Source organism: Paenibacillus sp. FSL R7-0340, from assembly GCF_038002205.1.
GTDB lineage: Bacteria > Bacillota > Bacilli > Paenibacillales > Paenibacillaceae > Paenibacillus > Paenibacillus polymyxa_B.
Window position 1 is genome coordinate 3,305,274 of record NZ_JBBOBY010000001.1, and the last position, 14,990, is coordinate 3,320,263.

Annotated in this window: 12 protein-coding genes and 2 pseudogenes; 3 read left to right on the plus strand and 11 right to left on the minus strand. The window is 42.1% G+C overall.

The genetic code is table 11. The features are described from left to right. Positions 1–150: 150 nt before the first annotated feature. Complete coding sequence (locus MKX59_RS14830) at positions 151–2,931, minus strand: sigma-54-dependent transcriptional regulator (protein WP_071558717.1); 2,781 nt, start codon at positions 2,929–2,931, stop codon at positions 151–153. A gap of 49 nt (positions 2,932–2,980) precedes the next feature. Then, complete coding sequence (locus tag MKX59_RS14835) at positions 2,981–3,802, minus strand: Cof-type HAD-IIB family hydrolase (RefSeq protein ID WP_071558718.1); 822 nt, start codon at positions 3,800–3,802, stop codon at positions 2,981–2,983. 273 nt (positions 3,803–4,075) lie between these two features. Between MKX59_RS14835 and rpoN the strand changes: the two genes are divergently transcribed. After that, positions 4,076–5,458, plus strand: a complete 1,383-nt coding sequence (gene rpoN / locus MKX59_RS14840) for an RNA polymerase factor sigma-54 (protein WP_071558719.1) — start codon at positions 4,076–4,078, stop codon at positions 5,456–5,458. A gap of 210 nt (positions 5,459–5,668) precedes the next feature. Here rpoN and MKX59_RS14845 read toward each other — a convergent pair whose 3' ends face one another. The 5 genes and pseudogenes from MKX59_RS14845 to MKX59_RS14865 all read right to left on the minus strand — a co-directional run bounded on the left by MKX59_RS14845 (position 5,669) and on the right by MKX59_RS14865 (position 10,241). After that, entirely contained in the window at positions 5,669–6,637 is a 969-nt protein-coding gene (locus MKX59_RS14845) for a LacI family DNA-binding transcriptional regulator (RefSeq protein ID WP_071558720.1), read from the minus strand. Between the two features lie 749 nt (positions 6,638–7,386). Beyond that, positions 7,387–8,037 (minus strand): FMN-dependent NADH-azoreductase, encoded by a 651-nt coding sequence (locus MKX59_RS14850; RefSeq protein WP_308457638.1) that lies wholly within the window; start codon positions 8,035–8,037, stop codon positions 7,387–7,389. A 668-nt stretch (positions 8,038–8,705) separates the two neighbouring features. Further along, positions 8,706–9,137, minus strand: a complete 432-nt coding sequence (locus MKX59_RS14855; protein ID WP_023988659.1) for an RrF2 family transcriptional regulator — start codon at positions 9,135–9,137, stop codon at positions 8,706–8,708. Between the two features lie 91 nt (positions 9,138–9,228). Further along, positions 9,229–9,497 (minus strand): annotated as a pseudogene (locus MKX59_RS14860) (manganese catalase family protein); the annotation flags it as partial. A 159-nt stretch (positions 9,498–9,656) separates the two neighbouring features. After that, positions 9,657–10,241, minus strand: coding sequence for a TetR/AcrR family transcriptional regulator (locus tag MKX59_RS14865; protein WP_071558721.1), 585 nt, complete (start codon positions 10,239–10,241; stop codon positions 9,657–9,659). A 157-nt stretch (positions 10,242–10,398) separates the two neighbouring features. On the opposite strand from MKX59_RS14865, the gene MKX59_RS14870 reads away from it, so the two are divergent. Continuing rightward, on the plus strand, positions 10,399–10,698 hold the full coding sequence (locus tag MKX59_RS14870) for an NAD(P)-dependent oxidoreductase (protein ID WP_023988657.1): 300 nt from the start codon (positions 10,399–10,401) through the stop codon (positions 10,696–10,698). A 524-nt stretch (positions 10,699–11,222) separates the two neighbouring features. Continuing rightward, positions 11,223–11,354 (plus strand): hypothetical protein, encoded by a 132-nt coding sequence (locus tag MKX59_RS14875; protein WP_256026521.1) that lies wholly within the window; start codon positions 11,223–11,225, stop codon positions 11,352–11,354. Here the strand turns inward: MKX59_RS14875 and MKX59_RS14880 are convergent. From MKX59_RS14880 to MKX59_RS14895, 4 genes and pseudogenes are all read right to left on the minus strand, one after another. Further along, positions 11,351–11,563 (minus strand): zinc-binding dehydrogenase, encoded by a 213-nt coding sequence (locus MKX59_RS14880; protein WP_023988655.1) that lies wholly within the window; start codon positions 11,561–11,563, stop codon positions 11,351–11,353. The genes MKX59_RS14875 and MKX59_RS14880 overlap by 4 nt on opposite strands. 151 nt (positions 11,564–11,714) lie before the next feature. Continuing rightward, a pseudogene (gene xerS / locus MKX59_RS14885) lies at positions 11,715–12,580 on the minus strand (tyrosine recombinase XerS); the annotation flags it as partial. 309 nt (positions 12,581–12,889) lie between these two features. Beyond that, a complete protein-coding gene (gene cntE / locus MKX59_RS14890; protein ID WP_023988654.1) occupies positions 12,890–14,119 on the minus strand; it encodes a staphylopine family metallophore export MFS transporter CntE in 1,230 nt (409 codons plus the stop codon). Further along, on the minus strand, positions 14,116–14,979 hold the full coding sequence (locus MKX59_RS14895) for an ATP-binding cassette domain-containing protein (protein ID WP_023988653.1): 864 nt from the start codon (positions 14,977–14,979) through the stop codon (positions 14,116–14,118). The genes cntE and MKX59_RS14895 overlap by 4 nt, the downstream gene beginning before the upstream one ends. Between the last annotated feature and the right edge of the window lie 11 nt (positions 14,980–14,990).

Sequence of the window (14,990 nt, forward strand, 5' to 3'; positions counted from 1 at the left end):
GTGCCAAACTTCTGTATAGATCAGAGAGAATTTTGTAAACAACAAAAAACCCCCGTTGCGTCGGAGGTTTTTTCCAGTCTGAACAGATCATTATTTATCAATCTCCACTGCTTTCATACACATATGAAAGCGTTTTATACTCTTTGGCCATTACTGTGGAATAAAGTTATATACTTCGCTCAACATTTCGCAAATATAATATTTTTCGTCATCAGAAAGAGTAAGATTCATACCAGAAACAAATATGCTGCATGAACGGTTTACCACCTCGAATATGTGCTGGTCGAGCTGTTTCACTTCCCCCTGATAAACAAGTCCATCGCGAATAACCATACGTTCCAGCGCATAAGCTGTGTGAGTAGAAATTTGGACTTTTGTTGCATAATCAAATTTGACTTCTAATCCAAGTTCCAGCTCTTGCACAAATCTCATCACCATTCCCAGAATTTTGTGGGGATTCAAATAAGTCATAAATTCTTTCAGACTTTCCTCGCATAACTCCCTGACGACTACACTTTGATCCACAGCAGGGATCTGTTTGTTATTCAGCAGTAGCTCTCTCAATGTCTGCTCACCGCTTGCTTCAATCAGCTTTTCCAAAGGAATAAACGGGATTTCCGGCTCGCTTGGCCGTTTTACTCCAATCACAGCAAGAATTGTTCGCTTAGACCGCATATCCTGGACCACTTTATCCAACTCCCTTACGTTTGCCGGGACAACAAGTATTTCCTCATCCGTCAAATCGCAGACAATTTTCTCTACAAACTCTTTCAATTTGACCGCTGCACCTTTGCCGGAGGAGCAAACCGTCACAATTGCCTTATGAACTACTTTCACTGCGGCGCTGCTATTGTTATATCCCCTGAAATCCTTTAGCGATTGGTATATTTCCTCTATCCCCATGTCAAAAACACTGGCCTTTCGGACAGCCTCCAGCGTGAGCGGAGTTGAAACCATATCAATAGTCTTTACATTGATTCCAACACGTTCCATAATAGTTTCTTCAAGATTGAGCAAAGAGCCCATATCAACCAGCAGCAACACGCCTCTACCACGGTCAATGCTCTTTACTTTATCGATAATAAGCTCCAAAATTTCCCTAGGACTGACATCGAGAGGCATATCAACAGCACAAAGATTAGAACTGCCCAGCAAGCTGTCTACGACGCCGACGATGCTGCTCGCTGTACTGGTACCGTGTGCTGCCACAATAATTCCCACACTACCCTGTCGTTCTTCCTCAACAGATTTCAGAAGAATCGCCATATAAGTTATTTCGGCCTCCGGTACATGTACACCAAACTTAGACTCGATCAAACTTTTGATAGTCTGGGCCAGTCTGTACTCTTCATCATGTTCATTCATCGGTTCATAGATTCGTGCATCACCGTATTTTTTCTCTCTGGTGCGCTTGAAAAAGGCGCTTAAATGAAGACTGAAAGCATACACGAATCTCTCGCTGTAAATTCGGTTTAGCTCCTTTTTGGCCATTTCCTTAATCTGCTCGGAGAATTCAAGGATGTCTTTGTCCACAATTTTCAGAATTCGTTCCCTGCTCCCCTTGGTGTTATAAAAACGGTTATAAAAGCTTTTAATATGGATATTGACATCCGTAGCAATAAATCTGTGGATGTAGGCGTCGTCTAGCCCTTCTTCCTTCAGCATGCCAATCTTGTCTTCAATTAGTTTGTAAAGGTTAAACGGCAGCTCGGAAACAACCTCTTCATCCAAAGCTTTTCTTCCTTCAGGAGTAATGTATAGGCACGAGGAAATACATCCGATTTCCTTCATCTTATATTGCGTTTTATCAATATTAAACAAACCATCTCGGATATTTCCCGGCAGGTTTTTAAAATCAAGTCCTATTTCTTCTTTGTTTTCATGTATGCTGTTTAAAAAACCTTTAGCGCATACCAGCTGGATGTTCGACTTTAACTGGCCGATATTGCCGTAGGTGACGCTGCCGATCAGTGCTCTTACTACCTCTGGTTCAATCCTAATCGGCTTGTTTACCCTATTGGCCTCGTTAGCAAACAAATGCTTCAAAATCAGCATTTGCTCCTCAATAGCACGTTCCTGAAGGGAAGGGATATTGATTGTGATGGGTATGCGCCTAATGAAGGTTTTCAGCATGGATGATCCGGGATCCTCCGTCGTAGCTCCAATCAATAATACACTCGCGTCTCTTTTTCGATCCGTTTCGCCCAATTTGTTATAGGTGTGAGTATCCATGAAATAGAAAATCATTTCCTGGCCTTCCGGGGGTAAACGGTGAATCTCATCCAAAAACAGGATGCCTCCGTCAGCTTTCTCCACCAGCCCTGCCTTTTCATGATCAGCGCCTGTAAACGCCCCTTTAACGTGACCAAAGATGTGGGAAAGTAGCAAGTGGGGGTTATTGAAATAATCAGCGCAGTTAAAAACGATAAATGGCGCATGCTCTGAAAACCGCTTCATATACTTGCCATAATGGTACATCAACCTGGCAAACATAGTTTTTCCAACACCCGTCTGCCCGACTATTAGGGTATGCAGACCTCTAGGAGGATACAGAATCGCTGCCTTCCCCTGCTCAACCTGGTTACGCATGCTGCCCCTGAAACCGATCAAGGCATGGAACGGATCGACCTGTTCGTCAGGCAGCAATACCTCTTTGATGCTTTTGACCTCAATTTGTTTCTCTTTCAGCCGAACCCGAAAGGTGTCCTCGATAATTTGCTTGTGCAGAAATCTGACCGGTCTTCCTTTGATTTTAAGGATTAGATCGTCACGCAGCAGATTATTCAACTCTTTGCTCACATTGTTTCTCAACATCTTTTGATCATCAGCAATTTCCGCAGCCGTAATCCCTTCCCCCGCAAATAAAGCCTCTTTGGAAATTTTCTTGGTGCTTTCGGCAATATACTCTAAAATCTTATCTATTCTTTTCACCTGTATTCCTCCAGCCTGAATCAGTCATTGGAAATTGATTTCAACCTGCTTATTTAGGGAACAGAATATGGTTTTTCAGCGCATGAGCTACTCCATCCTCGTCATTCGAGAGAGTAACGGTGTTGGCAGCAGCTTTGACCTCAAGGGGAGCATTTTCCATGGCAATGCCAAGTCCCGCAAAGGCCAGCATGTCGATATCATTGTAGTTGTCACCAATAGCCAGACAATCGCTTTGTTTCAGTTGGTACTCTTTTAGCAGAATTTGAATGGCTGCGGTTTTGGAAGCCTTTTTTGACATGATTTCCAGATAAGTAGGCTTGGATAAGTAGAGATTTACTTCTTCGCCGTATACGGGTCGCAATACTTGAAGGACGCGTCTGATCTCTTCGGGATCACCCATGCACAAAATTTTACTGGTTCCATCAGTCTCTTCCCTCCAACCATTGGTAAGCTTAGAAAAACTATAAATGCGAGGCTCGATATTGGTGATGTCACGTTCTTGAAGCGCCCATGCATCCAATTGCTCAATATACCACTCATCATCCTTATACAGGCTTACGTGAAGATCATAGGCAGCCAGGCTGTCAAGCAAACGCTGTGTCATTTTCTTATCTATATAACGGGTGTTCAGCTTGTTCCCGTGTTTATCTATAACAAGTGCCCCACTGTAGCATATGAGAGGCTCCGAAATACCAAGATGCTTCTGCAATGGAATAATTGCTTTTGGCATTCGCGCAGAGACAAGAACCACTGGAATCTGCTTTTCATTTATAACCTGGAGAATGGTTTCTTTGGTTGCTTCCGTGATTTGATGCGCCGAGTTAAGCAGCGTCCCGTCAATATCAATGCAGACAATTTTATAAGTTTCCATAAATGATTCCTCCAGCTCCAGTGTATTTTGTTATTCAATGAATGAGTATACAAGAAAGATAGTGTATATAACCAAAAATACAACACACATAATAACTGTTACTTATTACGACAAGCTTTGGCTTGTTTTGAATCGTTTCTATCAGATAAAATTACTCGGTAACGTTAACATCTAGGCAGGAGAATTGCATAGGCTTAGAGAAGTAGATCTTTCATAAATGACTGACTGTGAATTTGTGCCGGAAATGTATGGAAAAGGAGTTTGAATAAGTCAATGATACGATATGGATTACAACAGGAACAAGGATTCAAGCTGGTTATGACGCCCGAACTGCGACAAGCAATCACGATCTTGCAATATTCTTCGGCTGATTTAATATCCTTTCTGCATGAACAGGCGAACAATAATCCAGTCATTGATTTGCCGGAGTTTAATATGTCCATTGGCGGTATCAAAGAAGAAGCAGAGCAGTTTTCACAGAAAGATCAAGGAGAGCTGATTGAACATTATCGTGGCGGAGAAAAATATCCATCGGTCCAGCGAGCAAACCCCGTTACATTTCTGGATTTTGTTCCCAATCCGAATGATACCCTGTTTGAACACCTGAACAGGCAGCTTGGACTGGTATGTGGGCTTACAAATTCACAGCGTATGGTGGCACGGTACCTCATTGGCAATTTGAACGAAATGGGATATTTAGAACTTGATGTTCCAACTGTCGCCTCACTAGTGGACGTTCCCATAGCCGAAATTGAGGATATGCTCTTGGTGATACAGAGTTTTGATCCACCGGGGATCGCCTCTTACAGCTTGGAAGAGTGTCTTCTTCTCCAGCTCCAGCTTGCTGGCATGGATGATGAATGCATAGTCAGAATGGTAAGCAACCATCTGGCTGATCTGGCAAACAATCGGATACAAAAAATTGCGGATGCTCTTGAAATCGGTAGGCGAGAGGTTATACAGATGGCCGATCGAATTCGCAAGCTAAATCCATGCCCGGGCGCAGCATTTGCTCATAAAGAGCAGCAATACATCATAGCAGATATCACGGTCGAAAAAGCCAACGGCGAATATCTTGTTCTGATTAATGACATTAGTGCGCCGCGGGTTGAGATCAACCCTTTTTACCAGCAAATGATGCGGGATCTACCGAATAGTGAAACCAAACTTTTTATCCATGAGAAGATGAATACGGCAAAATGGCTGATCAATAGCCTGAAGCAACGTCGGCTGACCCTTCTACGGGTTGCCAAGGCCATTGTGGAAAAGCAGCAGGATTTTTTTGAGCATGGCGTGTATTTCCTCAAACCAATCACCCAAAAGGAGATTGCCGAAAAGACGGGCTTACACGAATCCACGGTCAGCAGGGCGGTCAGTAATAAATTTATACAGACGCCTCGCGGATTGTTCGAACTCAAATTCTTCTTTACTTCCTCCTTGACGTCAGCGGACGGAGATGCTGCTTCATCGGAGAGTGCAAAAAAGCGTATCAAAAATTTGATAGATGATGAGGACAAGCAAAAACCGTTATCGGATCAGGCTATTACTACCCTGCTGGGAAAGGAAGGTTTGCATTTATCACGCAGAACCGTGACGAAATATCGGGAAGAACTAAGATATCTTTCTTCTGCCAAAAGAAAAAAGTTTGAAGTTTGAATGGTTAAAGATAGTGGCGATGCAGCAAGACAGGCAACGTCTCAGGAAAGCTTGATCCGACTCGCTAGTTCTTGAATTCACCATTACACCCCCTTTCTTGAACTAGGATGTTTTCACTTTTGAAACGTTTCCAATTTGCTGTAAGAAAAACGTCAGTTAGTAGATCCACACTATGAATCGAAAGAATGAGGCTAATATTTTTCAATAAAATCATGTAGTTTCGCCTTGCTTGAAGACAACGGGGAGACGATACACTTGCTGATCTAAAGTTTCACCTTCGATTTTCTTATAAAGCAATCTGATTGTCATACGTGCCATCTCCTCCACTGGCTGCCTGATTGTAGACAATATCGGATGAAAATAAGGATGATCCTGAATCCCGTCGTAGCCGATAACCTTTACATCCTCTGGAACGCGAATGCCCTCCCTGCGTGCTCTTTCTATATAGCTGGCGGCTAACATATCGGTAATAGCAAAAATGCCGTCCACATCGCGGTGCTCATTTAGGAACTCGTTAAAATAGGCATCGTCGTCCACTATAGGGTCGGGCTTCTCGTAGATTACATAATCGACTCCCAATGTTTGCGCTTCATGAATGAAACCTTTTCTCCGATTCATGGTTTCACTGAAGACGGAAGTGACGCTTCCCATAAAAGCCGGTTTCTGGGCTCCCACTTTAACAAGCTCCCTCAAAGCCAGACGCCCTCCCTCATAATTATCGGAGGTCACACAGGTAATTTTTTTGTTGAAGTGCCTATCAATACTTACAATCGGAATGTCATTGCTTACGCTATTCTCTATATCATTGTAAGTAATGCCGACAATACCAGCCACTTTGTTTTGCCGTAGCATATCCAGATAATACAGTTCCTTTTCGGGCTTGCCGCCGCTATTACATAACATGAGCTTAAAGCCCTCCCGATCCAACTCATCCTCAATGTAATAAGCCAGTTCAGAAAAAAAAGGATGCCAGATACTTGGAAGCAGCAAGGCTACCATCTTGGATTTCCTCATCTTGAAATTTCGAGCGACTTCATTAGGAAAATAATTCAGTTCTTGTATAGCTTTCTCCACTTTCCTGCGTGTTTCTGGTTTTACAGAGCCCGAGTTGTTAATAACGCGGGACACCGTTCCCACAGCTACGCCAGCTATGTTAGCTACATCTTTAATACTTGGCATCTCCCTCCCCCTATCTCTCTTTATGAAAATTATAATAACACTAAGATGGAAACGTTTCAATTATGTTTGAAACGCTTTTTTTGCTGACTGTTTTCATGCTTCCTAAAGAATGTCTTCGCTTTAATGAAGCTCTATTGTCAGTTGTATGCGGATCTAAAAAACAAGGCTTGTGATGAAAATTATCATTAGAGAGAACGGTTAAAATCTGTATCAATTTTTGTTCCGGAAATATGCCTATGCTTGCTCAAGCGTTCTCTCCAGTACATCCGTCAGAAAAATGATTTACTCCTCGAGCTTGCCCTTTTCATGACTACAAATTCCCACGGCCTTTATAAAAGCTTTTTATCTTCCCTGCCGAGCTGAAGCGCCAGTGTGGATTCCATTAGATATACGTCCTTGTCCTCTACATCTGTTCATATTCATCTCTATCCTTCTTGTTTTAGTGGTTAATCCTAAATTTCCCCCGAAAGACACGAATAGCGTTATTAAAAGTTACGTGCCCACCGTTTCTTTAGTCCCATTTGCCAATTTATCGAAGAGATCACGTTAAATTTGTAAAGGCAGCCGATAATCGGCTGCCTTTACGTTTAAATAGTGTTTGCAAAATTATATTTCTTATCTTCTAGAATAGGCTTGCAGATTTGCGTATATAGGCCTTACAAGAGCACATTTCTCAAGTGCTTGCCGTATCAACATTTGCCCAATAGAGCCGCTGGTGCCAAACAGGTAAAGCCTTCCTGGAAAGTGTCTTAGAACGTTGATGCTACTTTGGCCACTTCTTGAAGTCCTTCTTTTACAATCACTTCTGCACGATCCTTGTACTGATTATGTCCTTCAATAATAACATCGGTAGTTTGAATTCCGAAAAGGCCAAGATTCATCTTCACTGGTTTAACCGCTGATTCGAAGGATGCCATCGGCTCTATCGAGTACATTCCTCCACGTGCGCTTAGCAATGCGATTTTTTTATCACCGGCAAGACCAACAGGACCTTCAGCAGTAAATTTAAATGTTTTGCCAACCTGGGAGATATGAGCGATGTAGTTGACCAACGGTGCAGGTGCCATGGTGTTCCAGAGTGGAAAGGCAATGACTACTTTATCTGCGGCAAGGAATTGATCCAGATAACGATTGGACGTTGTTGTGACTTCCAACTCTTCTGCCGTAAGTTCATAACCTTGACTTAATTTATAGATGCCTGTGATCACAGTATTCCCATAAGTAGGAAGGTTCTCTACGAACAAATCAAGTTCAGTAATTACATCAGACGAATGGGTATCTTTATAAGTCTTGAGAAAAGTCTCATACATCTGAACACTTACTGCTTGATCTGCTGGACGATCATTCGCTTTAATAAAAAGTACATTGGACATAGTAATTTCTCCCTTATAGTAAGATATTTATCTCAGTTCATTTCATATTGTGCCTTTTTTAAGCACATTTAAAACTTTTAAATGCAACTGCGATGAGCACATTATAATTCATTTATTCCTTAATCTCAAGTTCTATTTCTGTACGAATGTTAGGTTACAAAATATGCTTATAACGTTGTAGTACAGGAGTAACACCTGATTGTTTGGTCAGTAGGAGCAATAGCGTTTTAAGGGGGAGCCCTTTCACAGCATTCGTGTCTTATTTATCTATCTTCTGAATACAATGATAGATGACTAACTATGATCGATGAGAAGGTATACTTTTAATCATTTTTCTTACAACTAGGGTTTTAAATAACTTACTTTCGTCTATTGATTGAACTTACCATCAAAATTTATATGACTATCTAAAAGATATTGGGAACGGGTCTATTCTGGTAGTATCCTTTAATACTTTAACTGGTATTACCATACCAGTTCTGTTCTCTATATACATTAGTTACAAGTATGCGCAATTGTGGGGATGAGCGATCAGTGTACTATTATAACAAAATCCAGCAAGAAAATAAAAAGTCGCCAATATGGCGACATCTTTAACTCTTAACCACTAAGGCAGCATCATTGGTTAAAGCTTTTGAGATGCATCTTTGAAACAGCACATTACAAATTTATGCCTTTTTTTATTTTTTTACTAATTAAAGTAAATCTATACGGTTAGCGACATCATCGATTGTAAACTGACTCAAATATTTTATAGTGTGCTGTTCAGTTTCATACAGAATTTTTTCCAATTCAAGATCAAGCTGTTTAGCGGCATCTCCACAATCGATATCAAAATCAGATTCTGATATATCCGTATTTACTGCATAATAAATATCACCTAAAGTAATTAGACTGGGAGCTTTTCGTAAAATGTAGCCCCCCTCACGTCCACCTTTTGACTCCACGATACCTGCAATGGTTAAAGACTGCATGACTCTTCTCATGAATGTAGCATGCGATTTAACTTGACTCGCAATCATTGCACTAGATAAAACGCTGTTACTTTTTGCTAGCCATACGACAGAATGAACGGCTATTTTAAAACGGGGAGGACCAATGTGGATTCCGCGATTTGCTGTACTCATATGAACACACCTTTTCTCTGTTTAGTTATTATTGGTTATTTAAACTGAATTGGAACTGATAATAAGCTTTAAATATTCTCAATTCGTTCTGCTAAAGAATATATACCTTTTTCTTTCCCGTATATTCAATAATAATCTGCACCGACTCCTTAAACCGCAGCGCATGCACAATCTCCCGCTCCCGCAGAAACTTGAGGCTGTCTTACAGATCCACATCATCCGTCTTGTCAATCAGCCACTGGTATGTAGCTTGGGCCTTTTCTTCGGCGGCTATTTACTCATACAAATCTGCCAGTGGATCACCTCTAGCCGCGTGTAGGTCGTGATGAACGGAACCCCTGTTGCACTGTTGTAGAACAAGACTACTAGACTGCCGCTGCTTTATTAACTAACGTACCCAGTTAGCATAATGACCTGTTTGTTGACTATATGTCCCTAGATTAAGTTCCCCTTTAATAAAGACTGTTCGGCATAAGAAGATCTCTCTTAGAGAGAGCGTTACTTTGTCTGATTGAACAACTAACGTACACCTTCCTCAATAAAAAATTTCAGCCCTTGAGAAAGATAAGGTATCACCAATTGGATATATTCTTCAGTTGGCCTTGTATCGTTATATTGCCAGTTAACGGCCGCCCCGTAAATGCTCCAGCTTAACATTACAGATGCAATTCGAACGGATTCCTCACGGACTCCTGCATTCTGATTCATCATCATCTCGAAAAATACTTGCTCAAGTTCTTTCTTAATTATCGCTTCTATTACAGAAGTAAATGATTCAAAGCTTTTTCGACATTGGGAAGCCAGCGAAGATTGAAATTGAGTAACCGACATAAATACACTGGCAAGCGTCGTTTCATTGAGCTGGTCATGTATTGAAATTTCTCTCATTACGTTCGTCATTAGATGTTCTTCCAGTGTTTTTTCGAGCAGATCGTATTTATCCATAAAATGATAGTAAAAGGTGGCACGGTTGATCGTTGCTTCTGATGTAATATCTTTAATACTGATATTCTTAAAATCCTTTTTCGTTGAGAGGAGAAGAAATGCATCCATAATTAATCTGCGTGTACGTACAAAACGTGGATCGAGCCTGTTTTCCGTCATCTCATCTCACCTCCACTTTTTAGACATTTCACTGCATATGTCGTATATCCGATAAAAACGTAATTTTATCGGTTGAACAGTAGCTACCAGTACTTACAATATAACTATACAACAAGTGTTGTAGAAATAATAGATGTATGAAAGACGAGGCTACGTTATGATAATTACAATTTTTGGCGCCAGCGGCGCTATAGGAAAGTTGGTCGTAAAAGAAGCTTTAACACACGGCGACCAGGTAGTGGCTTATGTAAGAAGAGCGGATGCTCTGCCTGAAAATCACCCGAATTTACAAGTGGTTGTCGGTAGCCTGGATGACCACCGCAAAATGAAAGATACGTTTACAAATTCAGACGCCGTGATCAGCGCGCTTGGACCGGCGCAGGATAAATCCAGAAAAGTGAAGGATTTGTCGATCCCCGGGCTCATGAAACCATCATTCAAACCATGCAGGCTTTAAATAAAAAACGTTTTGTCACACTGGGGACGCCTACCGTGAAAGCAAAAGAAGACCGTTCACAAATCAAACATAGAATGGACTGTCGTACGCATTATCAATCCGAATATCAAACAAGACGGCAAGAGCTATGGAATTTCGTTCGGTGATACGAAGTCAGGCATGAATGTATCTCGGGAAAACGTTGCGAAATGCTTGTACGATTTTGTTTGTAAATCTGCCTATATACAAAAAAATGCCGATTGTTTTTAATAAATAAGGAGAAAAAATGACAATTACAATATGGATTATACAAGGATTATTGGCAGCCATGTTTCTGTAGAATTAACAGACGCGGGATTCTGGAAAAGCGGCTTTGCCGCAGTCGGCGTACTCCTTTTGGGTATTACAGTATCATGACTCATATTCGGGTAAAAGGCGGCCTTAGAAACGACGACGATTATTATTCTCGGTATCCTGCCTTTCGTACCGCTGTTCCTGCTCTATTAATTAACTAAAAGAAAGGCTGCCCAAAATGTCAAATATGGATGGAAAACATTTATTCGCTGGGCGAATTGATTGCGGAACAGCACAAGCGAAGGATCGAAGCGGCTGAGCGGGTTACAGCTATTTTGCAATGGCCAAAATGCCGGATGAAGCGGGACTCGATTATTATTTAGAAGGTCACAACAACTTTGCCTTGGGAGTGACCCGTCGACACTTTAATCAACGCTTTGTTAATGTCCCCAAACGTATAAGTTGAATCTATAGAGGGCTTGATATTTTCTTTTTCAACAAGTTTAGTGGTATCTTGTAATTGACTTCCATTGGATTGCACAAATAAAAAGCGATATTCATTTTGATTCTTACGTGCTAAAGAATTGTACATTGACAACAAGTTTATCCCCTATTTCACTCAATGACAGCTGGTACTAAGTCGCTATAGAGAAGCTTTGTGTCATTCCCCCTTGAACAGGGTAAACTTTGTGTCATTCTCCTCGAAAGGGACAAAGTTTGTGTGATTACATGACGAAGCTTTATTACTTATCCATATTATTAACTGCTTTCCTCATTTCTTCATCAGTTAAATGAGTATAAATCATAGTCGTTTGTATTGAGGAATGTCCTAATTGGTTTTTCAATCTAGGCACATCATTGTTTTCTAAATGATAACGCGTTGCAAATGAATGCCTCAGAGAGTGCACGGTTAAAGCTGGCTTTCCAAAAGCTGTAGCGTATTTTCCGATCAGTTTCTCTATAGATCGCTGAGTTAAGCGTCGGCTTTTTCCTTTACGACCTATAGAGCAGCAATAAACAAAAAGCTTTCAGTTTTCTCTGGTTTATATTTTGATTCTCTGATCTGCAGATAATTTTCTAAATCCAGTAAAGCTTGCTTGCTGAAATACACATATTGTTCTTTATTACCTTTACGGATAACACTTACTAAAGCTTTATTCATATCCAGATCTTCAAGGTTAATGCCTGCAACCTCAGAGAGCCTAAGACCGGATCCTAAAATGAGGGAAACAATGGCTGTATCTCGTTCACGATTAAATTGATGGAAATTGAAAATATGTTTATTCTCTTTATTAATCTTTCCGTAATCATGGGCTACAAATAACCTAAACGACTCAAAATCGTCTTCTCTGAGAATTTTCCCATCAATACGATTGGCAATCGTCTCTTGGCTTTCTTTAACTACATTTAAATCCATTTTGGCCATAACATTGCGCTGGATATATGGCTCTAGGTCACTTATTTCAGCTTTATTCTGTAAGTAATCAAATAAGGATTTTAGTGAGGACAATTTACGGTTAATGGTTAGCTTAGTATTGTCGAGTTGATACTCCAAAAAAGATAAAAAATTCTCCACTTCACGAATGGTTAGTTTCTCTAAAGTAGCTAAATTCTACCCTGGAACGATTCGAGATTTTGCTTGAATATTTGCTCTCTGGTATAACAGGCATTATTCATTACTGGGTTCAAAAACAGGACCGTTTATCCATAGAAAAAATATCGAGCGTTCTTAGCGATATTCACTTCAAGAACGTTCAAGACTTATTTGCCGACGAACAAAACAGGGCTTAAATCGTCCAAGAACGATTTAAGCCCTACCCGATATCTAACTTACACCGATGACTGGCAGCTTGCCATCTCTCAACGATGCCAATGCTAAACTCGATTCTTGATCAGGTAAGTGTATGTTCTCTTAATCTTACGGCTGGGCCTTCATCCAGCGGCTACTCAAGGCAACAAACAAGGCAACGCAGAGAGAAACGCTGGCAGAAATCCAGAAGATGGCTCTGTAACCGGCGGAGTCTGCCACCAGGCCTAGAACGAGACTACCAATCACGGTTCCAAAATCGGACATGGAGATAAATAACCCCATCCATACTTTTCGACGTTCTTTTCCGAGTGTGATGCTCAGGTAAGCGGCAAGCACAGGATACACATTAGCTATGCCATAGCCGATCATCGCACCGCCCCCGTACAGCATCCATGCATTACCTGTTACTGGGGCAAAAGCTACAAGTGCCAGACCTATCGTGAGCGAAACCAACAGCATGCCGACATATACGGAATGCCAGTTCCCGTCCGAAGGCAGATTCTTACGGAAAGCAAATCTTGCTGTCACGATCACGCCCGATTGAATAGCAAAAAACACCCCCGCATTGCCGATTCCGGTCTGTATCACATACAAGGCAAGAAACGCCGTTACCGCGCCAAACCCAATCGTTGCGCTCATCATCACGAGGCTGCTTAGCATGAAGTGACGGTTCCAGAGCGTGGATCGTGCGCTTCTATCTATTTCATGCTTGGTTGTCGTTTGCTCCGCGGGACGCTTTGCCGCTTTGATGTGCTGCGTGGCTCTTCCTGTTCCATAGCCCGAGATGAGCGTCAATGCGCCCAAAACCAAAAGTCCTGCGTAAAATCCGTTCAGTCCAGCTTTTTCCCAGGCGATCCATCCCAGTGCAGGCATCATAACCGAGGGTAGCAAACCAAACAACAAGTATAGAGATAATCCCTGAGCACGGTCACGCTCGGGCAACAGGTCCATAACAGCCATTTGCACGGTCAACGAAAAGAATGCGGCGACAGCGCCTTGCAAACCCCGGACAATAATGTAAGAAACGTTGCCTTGCCATACAAACAATAGCAAAACTAACAGATGCCCCGCCAGAATAAAACGTAGAATGCGGGCAATCCCGAATCGTTCAACGACGATTCCCGCCCATGGTCGCAGCAGCATGCTAACTAGCAAATACATCCCCACGATCATACCGATCTTGTCGTTTCCATAGCCAATGCTTTGCGTATAGAGAGGCAATATCATCTGAACGAAGGCGTTAGCACTATAAAACAAAAAAGTGAGGGTATATAGGCGTAGCAACACGGGGGAAAATGCACCGTTGCGAGCGTATGGCAAATCTTTGCTTCGATTCATGCCCAGGCGCCTTTACGCTGCCCTGCGTCAACATAGAAAGGCCTATCCTTCCGAATTGTACCCAACTCCGGATGTCCGGATAATGAGGCGTCTAACAACAGCTTAACTGCTGGTTCCCTGGATACCTTCATCTCGGCTATCGTCGAGAAGCTACCGCATAAGCTACCCTGATCTAATACAGTCCATCGGTCACATAGTGCAAAAGCAGCCTTCAGGTTGTGCGTGATGAATACGTAGGACATATCCCGTTGTTTCTTTAAATCGCGTAAAACATCGATAATATGTACCTGGTTGGCAATATCCAAGCTGCTGACAGCTTCATCGAGCACGATAAAGCTGGGTCTGGAGATCATGGCGCGTGCAATGTTAATGCGCTGTAGTTGTCCACCGCTGAATTGTCTTGGCAGCTTGTTCATGGCACTTGCAGGTAGTCCGACGATGTCCAAAGCTTCGCCGATGCGGTAATCCTTTTCCCCATTCGTTAGTCGCTCGAAATTGTCCAGGGGCTCCCCGATGATTTGTGCTGCCGTCATCTTGGGATTTACCGAAGAATAACAATCCTGAAATACGGCCTGTACATGCTTCCGTAACTGTTTCTTCGTTCGATTGTCACAAGCATACATATCCTTACCATCAATAAGTACTGAGCCCCGTTGAGGGCGCTGCAAGCCAAGCATGATTTTGCCGAGTGTACTCTTGCCTGCACCGCTCCCCCCCAACAAACCGATGCATTGTCCTGCCTCCAGCGTCATGGAGATATCCTTCACGACAGCTCCCTGCAACTTCTGTTTCGATTTCCACCAAGAGTTGTTCGCAGAATCATACGTGTGAGTGACGCCAGAAAGTTCTAGCAGTGCCATTATTCTTCCCT

Excerpts from the sequence above, each read along its gene's own strand:
- MKX59_RS14895 (WP_023988653.1), bottom strand. The coding sequence starts at position 14,979 with ATGGCACTGCTAGAACTTTCTGGCGTCACTCACACGTATGATTCTGCG.
- MKX59_RS14865 (WP_071558721.1), bottom strand. The coding sequence starts at position 10,241 with ATGACGGAAAACAGGCTCGATCCACGTTTTGTACGTACACGCAGATTA.
- MKX59_RS14870 (WP_023988657.1), top strand. The coding sequence starts at position 10,399 with ATGATAATTACAATTTTTGGCGCCAGCGGCGCTATAGGAAAGTTGGTC.
- MKX59_RS14875 (WP_256026521.1), top strand. The coding sequence starts at position 11,223 with ATGGAAAACATTTATTCGCTGGGCGAATTGATTGCGGAACAGCACAAG.
- rpoN (WP_071558719.1), top strand. The coding sequence starts at position 4,076 with ATGATACGATATGGATTACAACAGGAACAAGGATTCAAGCTGGTTATG.
- cntE (WP_023988654.1), bottom strand. The coding sequence starts at position 14,119 with ATGAATCGAAGCAAAGATTTGCCATACGCTCGCAACGGTGCATTTTCC.
- MKX59_RS14880 (WP_023988655.1), bottom strand. The coding sequence starts at position 11,563 with ATGTACAATTCTTTAGCACGTAAGAATCAAAATGAATATCGCTTTTTA.
- MKX59_RS14855 (WP_023988659.1), bottom strand. The coding sequence starts at position 9,137 with ATGAGTACAGCAAATCGCGGAATCCACATTGGTCCTCCCCGTTTTAAA.
- MKX59_RS14835 (WP_071558718.1), bottom strand. The coding sequence starts at position 3,802 with ATGGAAACTTATAAAATTGTCTGCATTGATATTGACGGGACGCTGCTT.
- MKX59_RS14845 (WP_071558720.1), bottom strand. The coding sequence starts at position 6,637 with ATGCCAAGTATTAAAGATGTAGCTAACATAGCTGGCGTAGCTGTGGGA.